Annotated in this window: 26 protein-coding genes; all 26 read right to left on the bottom strand. The window is 41.9% G+C overall.

What is annotated here, in order from left to right:
• Positions 1-102: 102 nt before the first annotated feature.
• Positions 103-516, bottom strand: a complete 414-nt coding sequence (locus BUB81_RS16630; RefSeq protein ID WP_073324489.1) for a hypothetical protein — start codon at positions 514-516, stop codon at positions 103-105.
• Positions 517-524: 8 nt separating this feature from the next.
• Positions 525-1,016, bottom strand: a complete 492-nt coding sequence (locus BUB81_RS16625) for a hypothetical protein (RefSeq protein WP_073324488.1) — start codon at positions 1,014-1,016, stop codon at positions 525-527.
• 180 nt (positions 1,017-1,196) lie between these two features.
• Positions 1,197-1,601: a RidA family protein gene (locus BUB81_RS16620; RefSeq protein ID WP_073324487.1), complete on the bottom strand. Its 405-nt coding sequence runs from the start codon at positions 1,599-1,601 to the stop codon at positions 1,197-1,199.
• A 50-nt stretch (positions 1,602-1,651) separates the two neighbouring features.
• Complete coding sequence (locus tag BUB81_RS16615; protein WP_073324486.1) at positions 1,652-2,683, bottom strand: serine hydrolase domain-containing protein; 1,032 nt, start codon at positions 2,681-2,683, stop codon at positions 1,652-1,654.
• 79 nt (positions 2,684-2,762) lie between these two features.
• The gene (locus tag BUB81_RS16610) at positions 2,763-2,957 is read right to left on the bottom strand and encodes a hypothetical protein (protein WP_073324485.1); all 195 of its coding nucleotides are present in this window, start codon (positions 2,955-2,957) and stop codon (positions 2,763-2,765) included.
• A 97-nt stretch (positions 2,958-3,054) separates the two neighbouring features.
• Positions 3,055-3,453, bottom strand: a complete 399-nt coding sequence (locus tag BUB81_RS16605; protein WP_073324484.1) for a GFA family protein — start codon at positions 3,451-3,453, stop codon at positions 3,055-3,057.
• Positions 3,454-3,515: 62 nt separating this feature from the next.
• Positions 3,516-4,139: a suppressor of fused domain protein gene (locus BUB81_RS16600; protein WP_073324483.1), complete on the bottom strand. Its 624-nt coding sequence runs from the start codon at positions 4,137-4,139 to the stop codon at positions 3,516-3,518.
• Positions 4,140-4,201: 62 nt separating this feature from the next.
• Positions 4,202-4,516, bottom strand: a complete 315-nt coding sequence (locus BUB81_RS16595) for a hypothetical protein (protein ID WP_073324482.1) — start codon at positions 4,514-4,516, stop codon at positions 4,202-4,204.
• Positions 4,517-4,639: 123 nt separating this feature from the next.
• Positions 4,640-5,095, bottom strand: a complete 456-nt coding sequence (locus tag BUB81_RS16590; RefSeq protein WP_073324481.1) for a hypothetical protein — start codon at positions 5,093-5,095, stop codon at positions 4,640-4,642.
• Between the two features lie 141 nt (positions 5,096-5,236).
• Positions 5,237-7,060: a glycoside hydrolase family 2 protein gene (locus BUB81_RS16585; RefSeq protein ID WP_073324480.1), complete on the bottom strand. Its 1,824-nt coding sequence runs from the start codon at positions 7,058-7,060 to the stop codon at positions 5,237-5,239.
• A 401-nt stretch (positions 7,061-7,461) separates the two neighbouring features.
• Positions 7,462-7,812: a hypothetical protein gene (locus BUB81_RS16580; protein WP_073324479.1), complete on the bottom strand. Its 351-nt coding sequence runs from the start codon at positions 7,810-7,812 to the stop codon at positions 7,462-7,464.
• Between the two features lie 79 nt (positions 7,813-7,891).
• On the bottom strand, positions 7,892-8,194 hold the full coding sequence (locus BUB81_RS16575; protein ID WP_073324478.1) for a hypothetical protein: 303 nt from the start codon (positions 8,192-8,194) through the stop codon (positions 7,892-7,894).
• Between the two features lie 80 nt (positions 8,195-8,274).
• Complete coding sequence (locus BUB81_RS16570) at positions 8,275-8,637, bottom strand: hypothetical protein (protein ID WP_073324477.1); 363 nt, start codon at positions 8,635-8,637, stop codon at positions 8,275-8,277.
• Between the two features lie 215 nt (positions 8,638-8,852).
• Positions 8,853-9,500, bottom strand: coding sequence for a hypothetical protein (locus BUB81_RS16565; RefSeq protein ID WP_073324476.1), 648 nt, complete (start codon positions 9,498-9,500; stop codon positions 8,853-8,855).
• A gap of 106 nt (positions 9,501-9,606) precedes the next feature.
• Positions 9,607-9,930, bottom strand: a complete 324-nt coding sequence (locus BUB81_RS16560; protein ID WP_073324475.1) for a hypothetical protein — start codon at positions 9,928-9,930, stop codon at positions 9,607-9,609.
• A gap of 241 nt (positions 9,931-10,171) precedes the next feature.
• Entirely contained in the window at positions 10,172-10,531 is a 360-nt protein-coding gene (locus tag BUB81_RS16555) for a hypothetical protein (protein ID WP_073324474.1), read from the bottom strand.
• 121 nt (positions 10,532-10,652) lie between these two features.
• The gene (locus BUB81_RS16550) at positions 10,653-11,036 is read right to left on the bottom strand and encodes a hypothetical protein (protein WP_073324473.1); all 384 of its coding nucleotides are present in this window, start codon (positions 11,034-11,036) and stop codon (positions 10,653-10,655) included.
• Positions 11,037-11,166: 130 nt separating this feature from the next.
• The gene (locus BUB81_RS16545; protein WP_073324472.1) at positions 11,167-11,568 is read right to left on the bottom strand and encodes a hypothetical protein; all 402 of its coding nucleotides are present in this window, start codon (positions 11,566-11,568) and stop codon (positions 11,167-11,169) included.
• Positions 11,569-11,707: 139 nt separating this feature from the next.
• The gene (locus tag BUB81_RS16540) at positions 11,708-12,037 is read right to left on the bottom strand and encodes a hypothetical protein (RefSeq protein ID WP_073324471.1); all 330 of its coding nucleotides are present in this window, start codon (positions 12,035-12,037) and stop codon (positions 11,708-11,710) included.
• A gap of 126 nt (positions 12,038-12,163) precedes the next feature.
• Complete coding sequence (locus BUB81_RS16535) at positions 12,164-12,688, bottom strand: hypothetical protein (protein ID WP_073324470.1); 525 nt, start codon at positions 12,686-12,688, stop codon at positions 12,164-12,166.
• Between the two features lie 104 nt (positions 12,689-12,792).
• Positions 12,793-13,059 carry a hypothetical protein gene (locus BUB81_RS21985; protein ID WP_139241617.1) on the bottom strand — a complete coding sequence of 89 codons (267 nt, stop codon included), beginning with the start codon at positions 13,057-13,059 and terminating at the stop codon, positions 12,793-12,795.
• 156 nt (positions 13,060-13,215) lie between these two features.
• Entirely contained in the window at positions 13,216-13,629 is a 414-nt protein-coding gene (locus tag BUB81_RS16530; RefSeq protein WP_073324469.1) for a hypothetical protein, read from the bottom strand.
• 119 nt (positions 13,630-13,748) lie between these two features.
• The gene (locus tag BUB81_RS16525) at positions 13,749-14,129 is read right to left on the bottom strand and encodes a hypothetical protein (protein ID WP_073324468.1); all 381 of its coding nucleotides are present in this window, start codon (positions 14,127-14,129) and stop codon (positions 13,749-13,751) included.
• Between the two features lie 664 nt (positions 14,130-14,793).
• The gene (locus BUB81_RS16515) at positions 14,794-15,372 is read right to left on the bottom strand and encodes a hypothetical protein (RefSeq protein ID WP_073324466.1); all 579 of its coding nucleotides are present in this window, start codon (positions 15,370-15,372) and stop codon (positions 14,794-14,796) included.
• Positions 15,373-15,487: 115 nt separating this feature from the next.
• Entirely contained in the window at positions 15,488-15,949 is a 462-nt protein-coding gene (locus BUB81_RS16510; RefSeq protein WP_073324465.1) for a hypothetical protein, read from the bottom strand.
• Between the two features lie 120 nt (positions 15,950-16,069).
• Positions 16,070-16,336 (bottom strand): hypothetical protein (locus BUB81_RS22290; protein WP_217653478.1); only part of this gene is annotated, 267 nt, incomplete at its 5' end.

Here is a 16,336-nt window from a genome sequence, read left to right as displayed (position 1 = left end):
CAGGCTATTTTATGTATCAATTTATGTGTATTGATACAAATGCCTGGGCTTGCATTCACCGTTAATCCGGCAACAACACCTGCAGGTAGACAACGCGTATATCTATTTCAGCGCGACTTGTGTTTCAATATAAATAGCATGTTCATCAAGTTCACCACTTGGATAAACAACAACAGATTTAATAAACGTCAACCTGTCTACACGCACCGCTTCATTCAACCAATAATCATCTCTAGCCACACTGTATTCTTGTTGTGGAATGCCGTACACACCATCATCATTTAACTCTTCATCGAGTTGCTGGATAACAACAACATCAACCAGTTCACCCTCTTCAAGGTACTCGCCAACGTGGGTAATTCGCCCATAACTGGTATCTTCATCGATGCTATTCCACCATTCTGGTGTGCCTAGCTTTGGATTAGACAAAAAATACTCTGGGAAAGTCTGCTCAATGTCTTTATTCAGTTCAGAAGCCCAATCAGCCTCTTCTTTTAGGTTAAAGATTATGTCCATACCGATGCTTATCCTTTTGTTCCATTATTTGCATACCTGAAGTAGACAGCCGGAATTAAAAAGAACACTAACCAGTGCCCGGAAAATGCCCTCACGCCTGCCCGCTTAAGCGCAAAAAACTCAGCCTCAGAAAGTTCCCTTACATAGCGACCGTGATCGAGTAAGACTAAATTACCCTCCTGAATAGCCGGTGACCCATCTGATAACAGCGTTATCGAATACATAAAGTTAATGCCAGCATAGATAAATACACCAATGGCCAACGCCCTCATTGCTTTGGGAATGCCCTTAAGCAAGTCTTTAAAATACGCCTTTTTATTTGAAGTTAATGCTCCTTTACGAGAATGTATGAGCATCCCTATGAACGGAATAAAAATCAGAAAATGCAGCACGAATGTCGCGTTATTTTCGGCGAAATAATTCACGCCCAGAATGGTTAACAGATGGACGATAAGTGCGGCAACAAAGCCCGAAGCTGCCAGGTAAAACAGTGCTCTCATTTATAACTGTCCCATTGGTAAAATCCCTAAATACGGTGGTAAATAAAACAGGCTAGCAACCTAAAACAAATTGGTTATATAAGAGGCTACATCAAAGAAAGCGTCTACTTTGTCACTACCCTTGTGCCAGTTGTCTCGAAAAGGTTTAAAACCATACCCGAGTGTGCATCTCCTTTCAGATTAATTGATTGCTGAACCGCTTTCTTTTGCAGCCGTCGCGACAATTTTAACCTTGCCGTCAAAGGGCAACCTGGCGGCTTCGTATACCGTTCTCGCCGGGCGTTTTCCTTCAGGGAAGAGTGCCATGTATAACGCGTTGACTTCATTGAGGTCGTTTAAGTCAGCAAATGCAATATCAATATACGCAATATGGCGCTTTTCGAAACCGGCTGCTTTCAATGCGGCAAAGACACTGTTGAAGGCGCGCTGCGCTTCTTCAGTTACTGACCCTTTAACATATTCTCCCGCTTCGTTTACCGATAATTGCCCACTCACAAAACAAAGGTTACCCACTACAACGGCGTGGCTGATGGGATTCGACCATTTAGGTAAGCCTTCACCAGTTTCTATAAATTTAAGTGTCATGAAATTCGTGTCCTTGGCCCATCTATGAAGTGTATTTCAGGTATCTGGTGTTACTGCCTTTGCTTCAGAATTTTCACTATACGGTTAATAGTGATCTCCGACAGATTCCACTCATACCCTTCAAAGTCCGTGGTATTAATGAATTGAACTACAACGGTATCTATATCTTTGTGATATTCAGCCAGGCTCTGATAGCCGGGCACCAGACCGCCGTGTTCATACACGTAAATCGATGAATAAATGGCCTGCTCTCCTTCATCGAAAACTGAGCCGTCGTTTAACGCTCGTATAAACCTGCCGACATCTTCGGCGGTGGCCAGCATGCCATTTTCATTTTCTTTAAAATCGTCTGGTATACCTACGTAATAACCGCTCATTACATCGTCCAAATCTACGTCTTGAATAGAGCCGAATGTATTAGTTAACTTAAGCGGTATTAAAATTTCTTCTTTTATGAATTGGAAATGGTCGTATCCCACAATGTTTTTAATGAGCTGCCGTAGTAACAGATAATTAGTATTGGAATATTCATAGCCCTCACCAGGTGCAAAGCTGGTTGGCATGCTTAGCGCAAAATCCAGCGCGTGCTTACCGTTTTCCTGTTCGTTCTGCCAGAACGCAGGATTACTGGTGAAATTGGGGATACCACTACGATGTTGAACTAACATTCTGACCGTGATTTGTTCAGCATATGGGAGTTTGCCGACTAATTCCGGAAAATAATCGGCAACGGTATTATCGAGTGATAAGCACTCTGCTTTGACAAGTTTAGCGATTGAAACCGCAACATAGAGTTTGCTGATACTGGCAATTTTAAACAGTGAGTCAGGTTCTGCGGGAATGCGTGCATCCCTGTCCTTCCAACCACCGGTGTAGAATTCTGGTGGTTTCCCAGCTTGATCGACGTACACGATCATGCCATCAAAACCATGGGAAATTGCTTCATCTACCTGCGCTTGCACAGAGTCAGGCAGCGGCAGGATCCAGGCCTTTACCAAAATCCAAGGCACAAAGAATAATGAAATGGCTGTCCCTGCTAATAAAACAACTCTGAACAGGTTCTTTCGTTGTTTGCTTTTCATAAGCGCTTGTTAGTAATTTATTGTTATTTTCAGACCTTACTACGAACCCGAAACATTTCGTGTATTAAACTATAAGGTATTATTTATGTTGTCTGGCCATACCCAGAGTAAACCCAACCGCTGTACCAATCGCAACGCCTGCCCCCAGGGTAACAGGCAAGACATCAAACACTACGCCAAACACAACACCCAATGCGGTACCAATGCCAGTACCTAACGCCATGTACATGCCAAGCACACTGTCTGGTGAGGACCTACGTCGCTGATTTGCCATTGCACTTCCCTGTGTATTCTTACTTTCAAGTTACATTGCCAGAGTTCGTTCTCAAACGCAAAATACTCTGCAACCAGGTCCGTGTCAGTTCGGCTTGTTACTGACCTTTAACAACGTTTTGCTGAAAATGCTTGAGAGACGCAAGATCAGAAGTCCAGTGTAACTGTGACTCACAATATATATTCATAACCGGCGTAAGCTGAGCGGCGCTGTCTAAAGCCCCCAGATAAACAATCGTTAATCCAGTAAGATTGGGGTTTTTATTGTAAACAGGCGTTCCGCACTGCTCGCAAAAATGCTTCGACGCATGCTCTGAAACCTGCACTGTTTTTAATGCGCCAGAAACTAACTCAAACTCACTTTCATTTACCACAACGTAGGTTGAAAACGCACTGCCATTCATTTTACGGCACAAGTTACAGTGGCAATTTACGACTGTAACGGCATCGTCTGATACCGAAAAGTGAATATGTTCACAGAGACAACGCCCTTCCATAGTAGCTTTCCATTTTCAATATTACATTAAACCGTTAACCGTGATGCTCCATCGTCTCAGCACTACACCACGCTCTTTCGTTGTTTAGCGGTAATCAATCCGCCGGTTTCTTCGATTAGCATTTCGATTAACGCTTCTGACGACGTCTCTTGTGCGTACGTAAGTTCGGCTTCTGTTACCCCTACAATTTGCAGAAAATCAACACGTCCAGATTTTATATCTATATTTTCAGGAAGTTGAAAAGTTGGTGCAATCACCATGGCCGCAATATCATCAGACAAGGCAAAAGGGATACGGTTGCCGTAGTCTAACAAACCGGGTTCACCCATTTGACCACTGGCCAGCATTAAATTGTACGCCATAAGGGTGTGCAACACGTTTATTGCCCATGTTGACGCTTGTTCTGTTTCGAGTACAAATTCCACACCAAAACCTGAGTAGTCCTGAGGTTCATCAGACTCCCAGGGATTAGACATGCCCGAAGTAACATATACCCATGTGTTCCGCGTGTCGTTTGGCGGCGACTGAAACACGCCATGCGTAAGCCAACGAGGATCTACAGACTGAGCGTCTAACTGCTCAAAAACGTCATTAGACAACGGATAGATACCGGGTCCGGTATCACCAAATACCTCTGGATAAACGACTTCTTCCCTTTCTTCCCATGCATCTTCTAATAAACTCATAGTTTGCCATTACTGTACTGCTGTTAGTTTTGTTGAATAGTCTGTCTACTGTATCGAACCATCTACTTTGAATGATCGCGCAGTTGCTTATTCGCGACCTCCAGCATGATAAGAGTTTCGCATGGAGAATACTTCTCTAGCAGCGATACCGAGCGGTAATTGATCCATTCTGAAATAGGGTCAAAATCATTCTTCTTTTTAAATGTTAGCTCTTTTATTTGAACAAGACATTCGCCCTGCATTGCGGCATTAGTAATCTGCTGCTTGCTCAATGCATTTTCAGGGTATTGGCTCGCCACCTGCGAGTACATTGTTGTGTTTGCCACTGCGGTACAACAGAAAATAGATACTGCCAGAACGAATAAAATCGTTTTCATTGTTTATTTTTCCCTAAATAACATAACGTTGATTTTTGCTGTGAGGCGCGTTAATTGGCCAACTCCATCAGCACTTTGCGGTTGTATATAACTTGTCTTCGCGCCTGATTTGGATCAGAAACGCTATTGATTAACCACGTTGCTGCTCGTCTTTTCTTCGCTGCGTATGTGAGTCTTTGGTCCTAACGCTCTTGTTGTCATGAATACTACGGCCAGGGTGTATAGCCATATTAATCCGTGATAAAGCGTGTATATGCTAGCCCCTGTTTCAAAGAAACCAACGGTAGTCTGGTAGACTGAGGTAATGACAACCAGACTACCAACAACATATACACTTGAGCGTGCAAAGATGGGGTGATCTTCGCTCCAACTGGCAAAAAGTAACAGTAAGATACTGTAAGCAAAAGTAAACGTAGCATAGGGTTTAAACGATGCGTTTTGTAGCAGGCCGAAAATAACAATGAGCAGTGTCAATACTATGCCAAAAGCAAATATGACAACCTTCAACTCACTGACAGACCGCTGAACAGCAACAAACTCAAACGATCTGGGCCATTTCAGCCCGTATAAATCAAACATTTTGCATCCTGCACTTTCACACAATTAGACGTTGTTGCATGTCAGACTATCACAGAAGATATTGCAGTCTACATTGCAAAGAACAAAGCCCTGTTCTTTCGAACAGAGCCTGTTTAACAGCGGATTGTACTTCCTAATGAACTATTTTGTTTCGTAATAGTCTCGCAGCACGTACCAGGCTTTCTTTCTAATCCCTTTTTCTGAAACCAGCCCTTTTCGATTCCAAAAGTCCTGAATATGTTTAAGTGGCCTGCGAGGCGATCTGAAGTCTTTCAGGATCCATGGACTTAAACCTCTGAGCGCGGACATGTTGTCCACCATTTCCAGGTTATGAATGTACACTGACGCCTGAAACTCTTCTGTCCACCGTTCGTTACTTTCACCATGTAAGCCCTGCAGTGCGCCGGCACCGAGTTCACTCATAATAATGGGCTTTTGATACTTGGACTCCCATTTTAGCCCCGAACATTTTGATGCTTCAGATACATACCAGCCGCAGTAGCTGTTAACGCCAATGATATCCACTTCACTGGCCAGGGGATCATCGATCAGAATACCGTTCTTTGTGCTACTTTGGGTATCCATTGCTGCCGTTATAAGGCGCGTGCTGTCGAGCTGACGCGCCTGCTTAATAAGACTCGAGATAAACGTGAGTCGCGCGTCTGTTGATGGTGTTTCATTCGCCATGGACCACATGATCACAGAGGCTCTGTTTATATCGCGATGTATCATTTCAGCGAGTTGCTGTTCGGCTTTACGGTAAACCATTTGATTGTCGAACAGTACCGTCCAGTAAACCGGGATCTCGGACCACACCATAAGGCCCATTTCATCAGCGACTCTTAACATATGTTCGTTATGCGGATAATGCGCCAGGCGCACGAAGTTACAGCCCAATTCTTTCGCACATTGCAATAAGGTACGGGCATCTTCTTCACTCCATGCCCTGCCCGACGTCAACGGCGACTCTTCATGAATGCTAATGCCTTTCAGGAAAATTGATTGGCCGTTTAGCAAAATGTCCTCGCCTTGAGTTTCAATGGTGCGAAATCCAATGCGATCGTGAATGGTTTCTCCGTTATAGGAAATCTCTACATCATATAGCTTAGGCGTATCGGGCGACCATAGTGCGGGATTCGCTGTGAAAGAAAACGTCGTCGTTGAGCTCTTATTCACTTTAACGGTTTCGCGAACACCTAACTCAGGAATGCTGATTGCCACATTCCCTTTGTGATCCGCAGGGCCCGCAAGCACAATAGTACCTTTAATGGTATTGCCTTTGTCAGGGGAAAGCTGAATTCGATAGTCCGACAGGTATGATTGGGGAACAGACACAATACTTACCGAACGAGTGATACCACCATAATTCCACCAGTCGGTATTGACTGTAGGCACCTGATCTCTCTCGCGACGATTGTCTACTTTAACAGTAACAAAGTTATCGCCGTCTTTGAGATGCTGGGTTATGTCAAAATTAAAACTGGTAAAACCGCCCTCGTGCTCACCTACTTTATTGCCGTTAACATAAACAATGGCTTTGTAATTTACAGCGCCGAAATACAACAAATAGTTCTGGTCGCGTTGCTTTTTGAAGGTAAAGTTTTTGTTGTACCACACAGTACCTTCATAAAGGTACAGATGGTCTTCCTGTGTATTCCAGTCGCCGGGAACGGTGATCTTGTCAGCAGTATCAAAGTTATACTCCAGTAACTGCGACGGAGATGTCATTTTTGCATTCTTAAAATACCCATGAGTATGTGGCTCGTACCTATGGTTGTAGTACCCGTTTTCGTACGGGTCGATAATATAGGTCCACTGACCATCCAGACTCACCGTATCCCGGCCTGACACATTTTGAATCAGTGGCTCAGGGAGTCTTTGCTCATTTTGCGCCTGTGCTTCAGCATGAGTGACATGAAGAAACACACTATAAATAACCAGCCACCCGAGTATAAAAAGTTTCATGTTGTCTGTTCCTTTCGACTATGTAGTAGTCGTTTGTTGATTTTTAACGGCGCAGTAAGCTCAGTTTCTGTCCGGAACAAAATATAAACGCACCACAATTGGCCTTACCAAAATAAAGAAAATCCAGATTAATTTACAAAAAATTAAAAATCAAGAAACAAATAAGCAAATAACTGAAAGGCTGACAATTTAATAAATACTAAAATAATAGTTTAAAAATAATCATTTATAGGTGAATTAATTCGTATTTTAATTACACCTTGGTGATTCCAAGATAAGGCTATTGACCTGCTATTGTGGTTGAGTGGTATTACCAATAGTCGAAATAGCAACACAGGCGCATAAAGACAAGAAATGCATTCTAAGCGTATATAATGCTAATCAATAACTGGTAAATTTCGCTATACGCTTTTGTTTCCTAAACGACCATTCCCTCGCCAGTAGGCAATAAGAAACACGATTGAGATCAAATACTGAAGGGCTAGCAACAAGAATACGCCTATCGCAGCTTGTGCGTCTGGCTCGATAGCAAAAAGCATAACCGCAGATATAGCTGCCAGCGCTAAAAAAACAAAAGCAGCTATGTTAATGATGTCTCTGGTATCAGTGGGCTTTATGGTTGCGAAGAATGTGCAAAAAGGAAGAGTAAGTAATATAGCTCCTTTGATACTACTAAATTCAGAGAGCCAAACACTAGCGATTGCCGTCAAGAGTGCTAAAAACTGTATAGTTCTGACTAATTTCACGTTCATTCCTATTTCCTTGGAGTAAGTGTCGTCCCGATGTTATTACCTGAATGTCGGGCAAAAACCACTACCCCGAAATCTAGGACTATATTTTTCTTTTATCACTAGTACGCTCTTGTGGCGGCAAAAACAGCAATGATGCCCTCGAAAACAAGCGTAGCAATAAACCTATTTTATTGATTCTTGCAGATATACTCGCTCGCCAAAATTGATCGAGCGCAACGCCAGAATAGGCTTGATAGGCAACCACGCCTAAAACAGATAAAGCAAAACCCAACAAAGCCGGATTGTCTGGGCTATTTGGCAAAGGCAACACTGAGAATAACGCCCATACTAAGAATAGTATAATAATCCCTCGTTTGTAGCTTTTGCCATGTTCTAACTTCATAGAGTGACCAGATTAAGTAACCTAATAATCCTGTTCCTTAGCCCCTGCTAGCGGTACTTTGAAATAGTAATTTACACGAGCTAAACGAGAGCACCGTTTAACAGTAATCCGGGCATAAAAAAGCTGACGGCGAAAAACGAAGAGCCGGTAAAAGCCAGCGCCAGAAAACAAAATGAAGCTTGCAATGCAAACACGCCTGGTCTGGCAGACGCGCTGTGACGCCAACTTATGACCACCAAAGCGGCAATATTTTCTAGTTTTGCATAAGAATTTTGGACGAAATGCAGTACTGGTTTAAGGCTGAAGACCAAAAAGGCAAACGCAACTTCAATACCTCCAAATTGCAGCAGCATACCGATTTCGGGAGCAATCACCGCAACGGCAATGATGGCCACACCAATAATGAGTTTTTGGATTATGGATAGGTCTTCCCAGTTTTTCATTTCAATTCCTTTTTTCATGAGAAACGTTATAACACTAACGTATCAGATATAGTGACGCTTTACTAAACGAAAAGTGTCTTTGAGTATTAATTTCGCATTTAGAACAAAAAGCGACGCTGTTTACAGTTTAATTACCCGCGTGTCTTTGTGATAGGTGCTCAGGAGTTATTAAACGCCTGTGTTGCCGCCGTTCGCTGTGGGCGTGGAACTTTTCGTTAGGCACTTGCGCCAAACGTTACGTTCATTTCCGGGAGTTTTTTAAGCTTGCGAGATTGTATGATTGCGTTTTGAATAGCTTTTATCTGTTCTTTTGGCTGTAGACTTAATATTGACTGTGTAAAATCCTTAACCGAAATAGCCCAGTCTCGTTCATCAGAGCACTGAATTACATTTTCTAAATGAACACGCGCGCCTTGAAAGTCTAGCGCATGTAAACAAGCTAAGCCCTTATTAAGACATCCCCAAATATTCCGCTCACCGCCCTTGGTGTTCTCTAACACAAAAGCCTTTGCGAGCTCAGGAGAAGACATTGATTGGCGAAGGCTAAACACGCATTCCTTTGCTTTCTCTGCTAACGCAATTGTATCTCTGGAAAAAGTGTCTTCGTCCTTGAATTCTATGAATGAATTCTCTCGATATCCGATATCGAATGACATGTAATCTTTGGGGTACCAAAGCCAACTTATTCCAACATTGAGATAGGTACCTTTAGACCAACTTGACGGCTGAAACTCTACCATTATTAGCCACCACGCGTTGTCGTCTAACCATAACCGGGACTGCCCTTTTCTTACCAATCCAATAGGTTTCAACACTTCCCTGGCAGCTTTATTGATTAACTTGCTATGTACTGGTGTTGCCATTCATCCCTCTTCTTCCCCAGCCTTTGAGCAGTCACTCTGCCACGTTTGCTTAGCTTAATCCCGCAATAATGTGTTTGTGCTCGCTCTTACCTGCTTAAGTGCCACATTAGTATTTTTCAACATGCTTTCTAATATGCTCGTTTATTCCGTTGACTCTATTGATGCAATTTTTCTTATCCGTGCCCGACAGGTCACTGCAGCTTTGAGGTTTTGGTGCTCCCTCTGGTTTTTCGCCAGTGATAACGTAGTTTAATATCGCTAGGTCAATCTCCCCTCCGAGACCTGAAAGTGATGCATCATCGCTAGGTCGCTGCGTGTTTCGGCGTTGATTGTCGCTTGAGGTTTCTGGAAGCTTACTGTCCAAAACTGCACCAACAATAGAGCATCCTTGTAATATCAGAAGAAAACCAACTACTCCAAGCATTTTCATATTCTTAATTCCTGTTGGTCGCTTTTGTAGTCAATATAAACTGATGGACATTAAAGAACAGTAATAGTGCACTTAGGCCACTAAAAATACTCTCAATCAAATTCACTTTAAACTTTATTATGAACCATGGGCAGCAGTAACTCTTTAACTAAATTTAAGCGAAGAAATCCAGCTTACAAGTAAATTTAACCCACGATATTCTATATTCGAGTTTTCAGGCGAATTAATGAAAATTTTATTTTTAATCATCGACATACCGATGAAAAACATATTTTTCATAATCAGAACCGTCGCTGAAAAGCCTATTCATTTCCACTTTTTCACCGACTCTTATTGGGGTTTTACCAGGCAGCCTGACTTTCACTAGTTGTTTGCGATCATCCAGCGCAACATACAGGAATATGTCATGGCCTTCGTCATGGAGTAGCGCTCTGTGGTTCATCGCAACCCCCACGACAATTTGACTTGATGTAGGCTGATTAAAAATATACCAGGCAGTAATAACAAAGAGTAAAGCAATTATTACGATGAAAGGTGCGTATATTCCAAACCTTTCCGCCGCATACTCTCGATCAAGCTTCTCTTTCTCTTCTTCATTCATTTCGCAGTGCTAACCCTGAAATCAATCGGCTCGTATAGCGAGCAAAAATACGTGCCCTATCACACCAGAGAAGGAAGTGAGTGAGTTGATTGGCTTGTTAGGCTTTACCACTTTAGCTTATTTAACCCTTATGTTGCATCAGTGCCCAATCTTTATCTTGGTTTTCCATTACAAAACACAGTGGTTCCATTTTTTTATTACCTATAGAGTATGTTGTTACGAAAACACAACCGCCGGACTCTCTTGCTATAACGCCTGTAACAAGTGAGTTAGCACCTTCAATTCCATACATGCCAATCTTACTACGAAAATCTTTTGCGATTATCTTGATAGTTTTGGACTTTGGTGCATCGTAATACCAAAAATGCCAAGAACTCCATCTGATCATAGTGCCTTTATACTTCTCGTGTTCTTCTTGATTTAGTATCCGCGCCACAGAATATATAGAGCCTTGTGGTGTGAAGGATAAAAATTCTTGAATGAACTTAGAAATCTTCTTTTCCATTGTAAAACCAGTTGTCTATGTGAGAAGCCTAACACCCCGCTTAGGGGCAAAAATACGCTGGCTAGAATTAGGAGTGAAACGACTGGGAGCCTGCGAGTAAGTGTCCCAGCGAAGCGCGTTTATTGGTTTGTTATATGCTTCCGCATAACAACTTTCCGTGCGAAAACTTTTCAAGCTTTTTGGACACTCGAACAGACACAATGATTTCATTAAACAAGTGCTCAGTGTACACATCATGAGAAATAATTCTCACCTGATAACCTATAAAACTCTTCTTCTTTGATAGTTTCAGTTCGTCCAAATCAAGCACAAGGCCAAAACTTGGAAAACTGCTCAAAAGCCATAAATTATCGCTACCAACTACAAATTGAACATTGTATTTCCGCCCGTCAATTTCCGCCACACCCGAGAACTTTTCGCCCTTGACGCCATTCATTGCTTCTTTCCTAGGAAAACCACTCGCACCGAGATGGATAGAAATCAGCCCGAAAAGACTGGAAGCTATCCCCAGTATAGGAACCAAATAATCCAAAAATAAATCCTCGGTATTTCAAAGGCATATAACACTTAAATATGGTGCACAAACAAACAGACAATAATGGCGAAGCCGCCTGCCTGTTTGTGTCCCAGCCCGCCTGCGGGCGTCATAATTTTTTTGTTATGTACCTTGCTCAAAATAACAACTCAGCGAATGTGCCAATATTAGCGATAACTAATCCGGCAATTAGGCCATAGTAAAAAGCTCTAGATACTCGATCATTTACCTTTTGCCGTTCAATTTCCTTCAGCATTTTATCAACAGAATCGCATGTTTCAGTAAATTGACTAAGTTTATACTTGGTCTCTCCGTTAAGCGGGACGCAATACTGTTTATGATTTTTAAAGAAACTTCTTAGTTCTGATTGACTGTAACCTGTTTCTAAGGAGAGAGTAATCACGCCAACGCCTTCTTTACCGGAAGATTCCAACGCCTCTAGAACTTTTCGCGCTTCTATGCTCATATAAACTTCCTATGTTTACTTCTTCTGGAGGTACATCCCCCCCAAGAAGGGGCCATTTCATGTGGGCTATAAAATGGAGCGCAGCGACGGGAGCCCACATGTGATTGTCCCACCTGCTTGGCTTTTTTAGGTTTCGTTTGCACTGTAAGCACTTTGCGATGCTCTGTAAGAATAATAAGGAAGCATGATTGCGTAAAAAAGTGCAGCCGTTGTACCAAAACTAATAGCATGGTGTTTTTCAAAAGGTGTTCCAAATGCCCAGCTAACCCCACCAATTTGAAATGAATGATACATAAAACCGCCTGAGATAATTAATAAAACAAAAACGACTAAATGAACTTTAGATATGCTCAATAGAGCCTTGATCGGCTCTAAAAAATTATCAATTGTATCTCTAATATGTGTGTTAAGACCTTTCTTTTTGCCTGTATTTTTTCCGTTTGATGCTATGGAATATTTAATACGAATTAAAACAAATGCAATAAATAGAGGGAAAATGGTGATTAGTGAAATAATGGCGAATGGTTTTGTGATTTCAAAGATTAATTCAAAGTTTTCTATTGCAGCAATAGCACAAATGACAGAGATGACGCCAAAAATTGCGCAGGTATTGGCGCTTAATCGAAACAAGAGGGTTTGAATTTTATTCATAGAAACCTAACACCTAAATATGGGGCACAAACAGGCAGGCTACAATGGCGAAGCCGCCTGCCAGTTTGTGTCCCTGCCCGCCTGCGGACGACATATTTTTTTTGTTAGTTGCCACTGCTTGATATTACCTTTTTACTAGTTCCTGATGTTCCAAACCAAATTAATGCCGCGAAAATAACAAAACGCTTAGCAATGTTAATATAGAAGGTTCGAGGCTCTGATTCTAAGGAATATACAAGACCTCTTCGTGTAATAAAGCCATCGTTTATGTCTACCATGATTTGATAAAAAACATAAGCAGCCGCTATACAGAGTAAAATTTTTAAAGGCCAATAGAGCGGCTTAGGCAGTCCTACTTTTACTAAATTCAAATTCATTCCTTTGAACAATGGGATACAGCTTGGGAACTAACACCCCACTTAGTGGCAAAAACACGTGGGTTATAATAACGAGCGAAGCGAGGACAGCCCACGTATTTTTGTCCCAGCACGCCCCGCGTGCGTCTACAGCGGTTTGTTATACGTCGCCTATTTCAACCCGCAGAATTTCTTAAATAACTCAACAGGCACGATTTGTGGCTCAGTTCCCAATAAATCAACATTATCAAAAGCTGGGTCGTTAAGAGAAGTAGACTGAGGAAATACAATCGTAACGTCGTCACCACTATTATCTGTATAAATCGAAGCCCACATTTCTTTGTTTCGTAAAACAGCGAGTTCTGTATACATACACATCATCCAACGACTAGCGCTCGCTGTGCGATCTTGGAAGCCAGGTATTTCCAAAACAGAGAAGCCTTCGGCTCGTTTAACTTCTATGACTTTAAAATCAAATGCGGAAATCCCTCTTTCTGCTGAAGAAACAGAAAACAACTCTTCTGCACAAACTGAATGTGCAGTAGCGAAAATAAAGAGAAATACTGTTAAAAATATAGTTTTCATAAAACATTCCTTGTAGTCGTATAACGCCCCAAGCAGGGGCAATAACACGTAGGCTATAATACGGAACGAAGTGACGAGAGCCTACGTGTTAGTGTCCCGCTGACTTGGTTTGTTATACGCTATTCCGCCCGTTTTAAAATATACGAGCCATTCCACCAACTGTCCGGTGTTGTTCCACGGTCATAATCATCGTATTGAAGATCTATAATCATTTTACCATCTACAAAACTTATAAAACCCAAATACTTGTAATGACCTTTTTCGGTAGGTATTTCATTCCCTTGGACTATACCTGAGATTCGAGGAACATTTATAACTTCCGAAACTTCACTAGAGCCTCTAAAAATCAATGAAATGGGATCGTGTGCCATATTGCCACGCATTCCATTTACGGTTATGCGATATCCATTACTGACAGCTTCATACGTTGCAACTTCGTTATTATAATTTTTGGCGCATCCTGTCATAAAAAGAGCAAGTAAAACTGCTATTAATCTCACTGATGTGTCCTTAGCGTATAACACTTAAATATGGGGCACAAACATGTAGGCTAAACTGCGAAGCAGGGCCTGCTTGTTTGTGTCCCAGCCCGCCTGTGGGCGACATAATTTTTTTGTTAGGTGCGTACTAAAACACCCTTTATTTGTTGCCACTAAATACAATCTAAGCCTACAGTGCAAACAGTTACTAGCGTAAAAAACGGCCAAACAACGCCTGTAATTATGGAAGCAATGGATGCCATTACATTACGAGTTTTTGACTTTATATTTTGAGACAGTTTTACAAATAAGGCGGCTAAACCCAAGGGTACAGAGTACATAATAAAAAGGCTTATAAGTAGCTCCCTTTCCCGGCTTTGTATTACGTGAGGAGCTGTGCCTTCATACCCGCTAATGGTAAAAAGGCTGAAATAAAACAATAAAACCGCCAACAGTCCCTTATCTTTGTAGGTGTTAGACGCCCAAATTGAGCTGAATAGAACTGTAAAGCAAACAACCGTAGAAGTTATAAGAGCTTCGAACAAATCCATTTTCCTTGTAGCACCTAACACCCGCATAAAGGGCGATAACACATGGGCTAAAATTAGGAACAAAGTGACGCAGCCCATGTGTTAGCGTCCCAGCGAGCTCGCGAGCGAGTTAATGCGTTTGTTATGGCGCGGCCCTACTTACAGCATTTGGCTCTTTTCTTATTAGATCCGCAAAAGCAATAATCTTTTTGCGATGTGTTTTCCTTAGCTAGTTGCAATATCGATGGGTATAAGACCTGTGCCTTCAGTTGAATATCCAGAACTTGTTTCTGAGAGACCAATCCTGAATTAGCTAGCCTTAGGTCGTTCATTTCTCTTTCCAAGGCTAAATAGTTGTCTAACATCTTATTGGTAATCAGTGGAACTAGCTTTTGTGGTAAAAAGTTATTAACTATAAGAGCGTTAACGCCATTGTCAGGACTAAAGCGAACTTTGTCTTTTCTATATGGATTTGGAGTAACGCATAGAAACTTTTGTTCATTAGTTTTCACAACAGCATGAGCAGTTAGCTTGAGTGCAATGTTTCCCATAATCGAAAATATCCAACCCAGCTGGACCTCACCGCCGAAACTATCAATATAAGCTTTAACGTTATTGAGACAGTTTTGAGGCAAAGCGCCTTTGAAGGGCTTAATAGGAACTAAAACTGTTTCGTTTATTCCGGCCTTCCGAAGGATGCTTTTTTCGATATTAGGTGGATCAAAATAATGCAAAGCTATAAATCCTTTTAGCGCTATAACACCCCACTTAGGGGCAAATACACGTAGGCTAAAATTGGAGCGAAGCGACTGAGCCTACGTGTATTTGTCCCAGCCTGCTTGCGGGCGACTACAGTGGATTGTTATGCCTTTTTACACCAAAAAAGCTCCAGATTGAGAATGCGACAACAACCATAAAGAGCAACGCCCCTGCTGAAGTTGATTTACCCACAAATTCATTTTGTGAATAAATCTGACTACCGTTTATAGATACCTCTACTACTTTGCCAGAAGTTGGTGAATCTTTGAAATAGCTAAAGGATACGGATTTACCGATGATTGTGCTTTCTTTCTTCCCAGAGCATCCTGTCCGATAGGCAAATTCTTTAATAACATGAAATTTTGTCTCATCGCCTTTAACTTGAAAAAATGGCCTTGCGTATTTATCGGTAGGACATTCGGCATAATCAATGCGCTGTGCTAAAAGTGACTCTATTGGTTTCTGTACGGGATCACCGTACATCATTTTTACGGAAAGAACTCCGAGCAAAACTAAAAAGACAACTTTAAAAATGAGAACTAATTTTTTCATTTACCTGAGGCATAACGCTCCGCATAACGGGCAAAAACACGTAGGCTACAATACCAAGCGAAGCGCAGGGAGCCTACGTGTTTTTGTCCCTAGCGAGCGCAGCGAGTGTTAATGCGTTTGTTATGTGCGCGGCTCTGAAACAACCTTTACGTAACCAACTATGGTGTAAGCCTCACAAATATGCCAAGTAAAGCCGTTTTTGATTAATGGTAAATCTTGTTTGGGCAATACAAACCCTCCAATTGCTCTGCAAGTTCTCCCAGGCTCTAGTATTTCGACACCAATAAAATTTAGCTTTCCAATAAAGGCATAATCTCGACCAGGGATCCAATGGTTTGGGCTTATCCCAGTTCGATATCCCCACCGATTTTTCATGGCAAGTTCAAT

The sequence above is a fragment of the Marisediminitalea aggregata genome, from assembly GCF_900129565.1.
In the GTDB taxonomy this organism is placed as follows: domain Bacteria; phylum Pseudomonadota; class Gammaproteobacteria; order Enterobacterales; family Alteromonadaceae; genus Alteromonas; species Alteromonas aggregata.
Note: the sequence above shows the minus strand (reverse complement) of the source record. Positions and strands in the feature narration are given on the sequence as shown.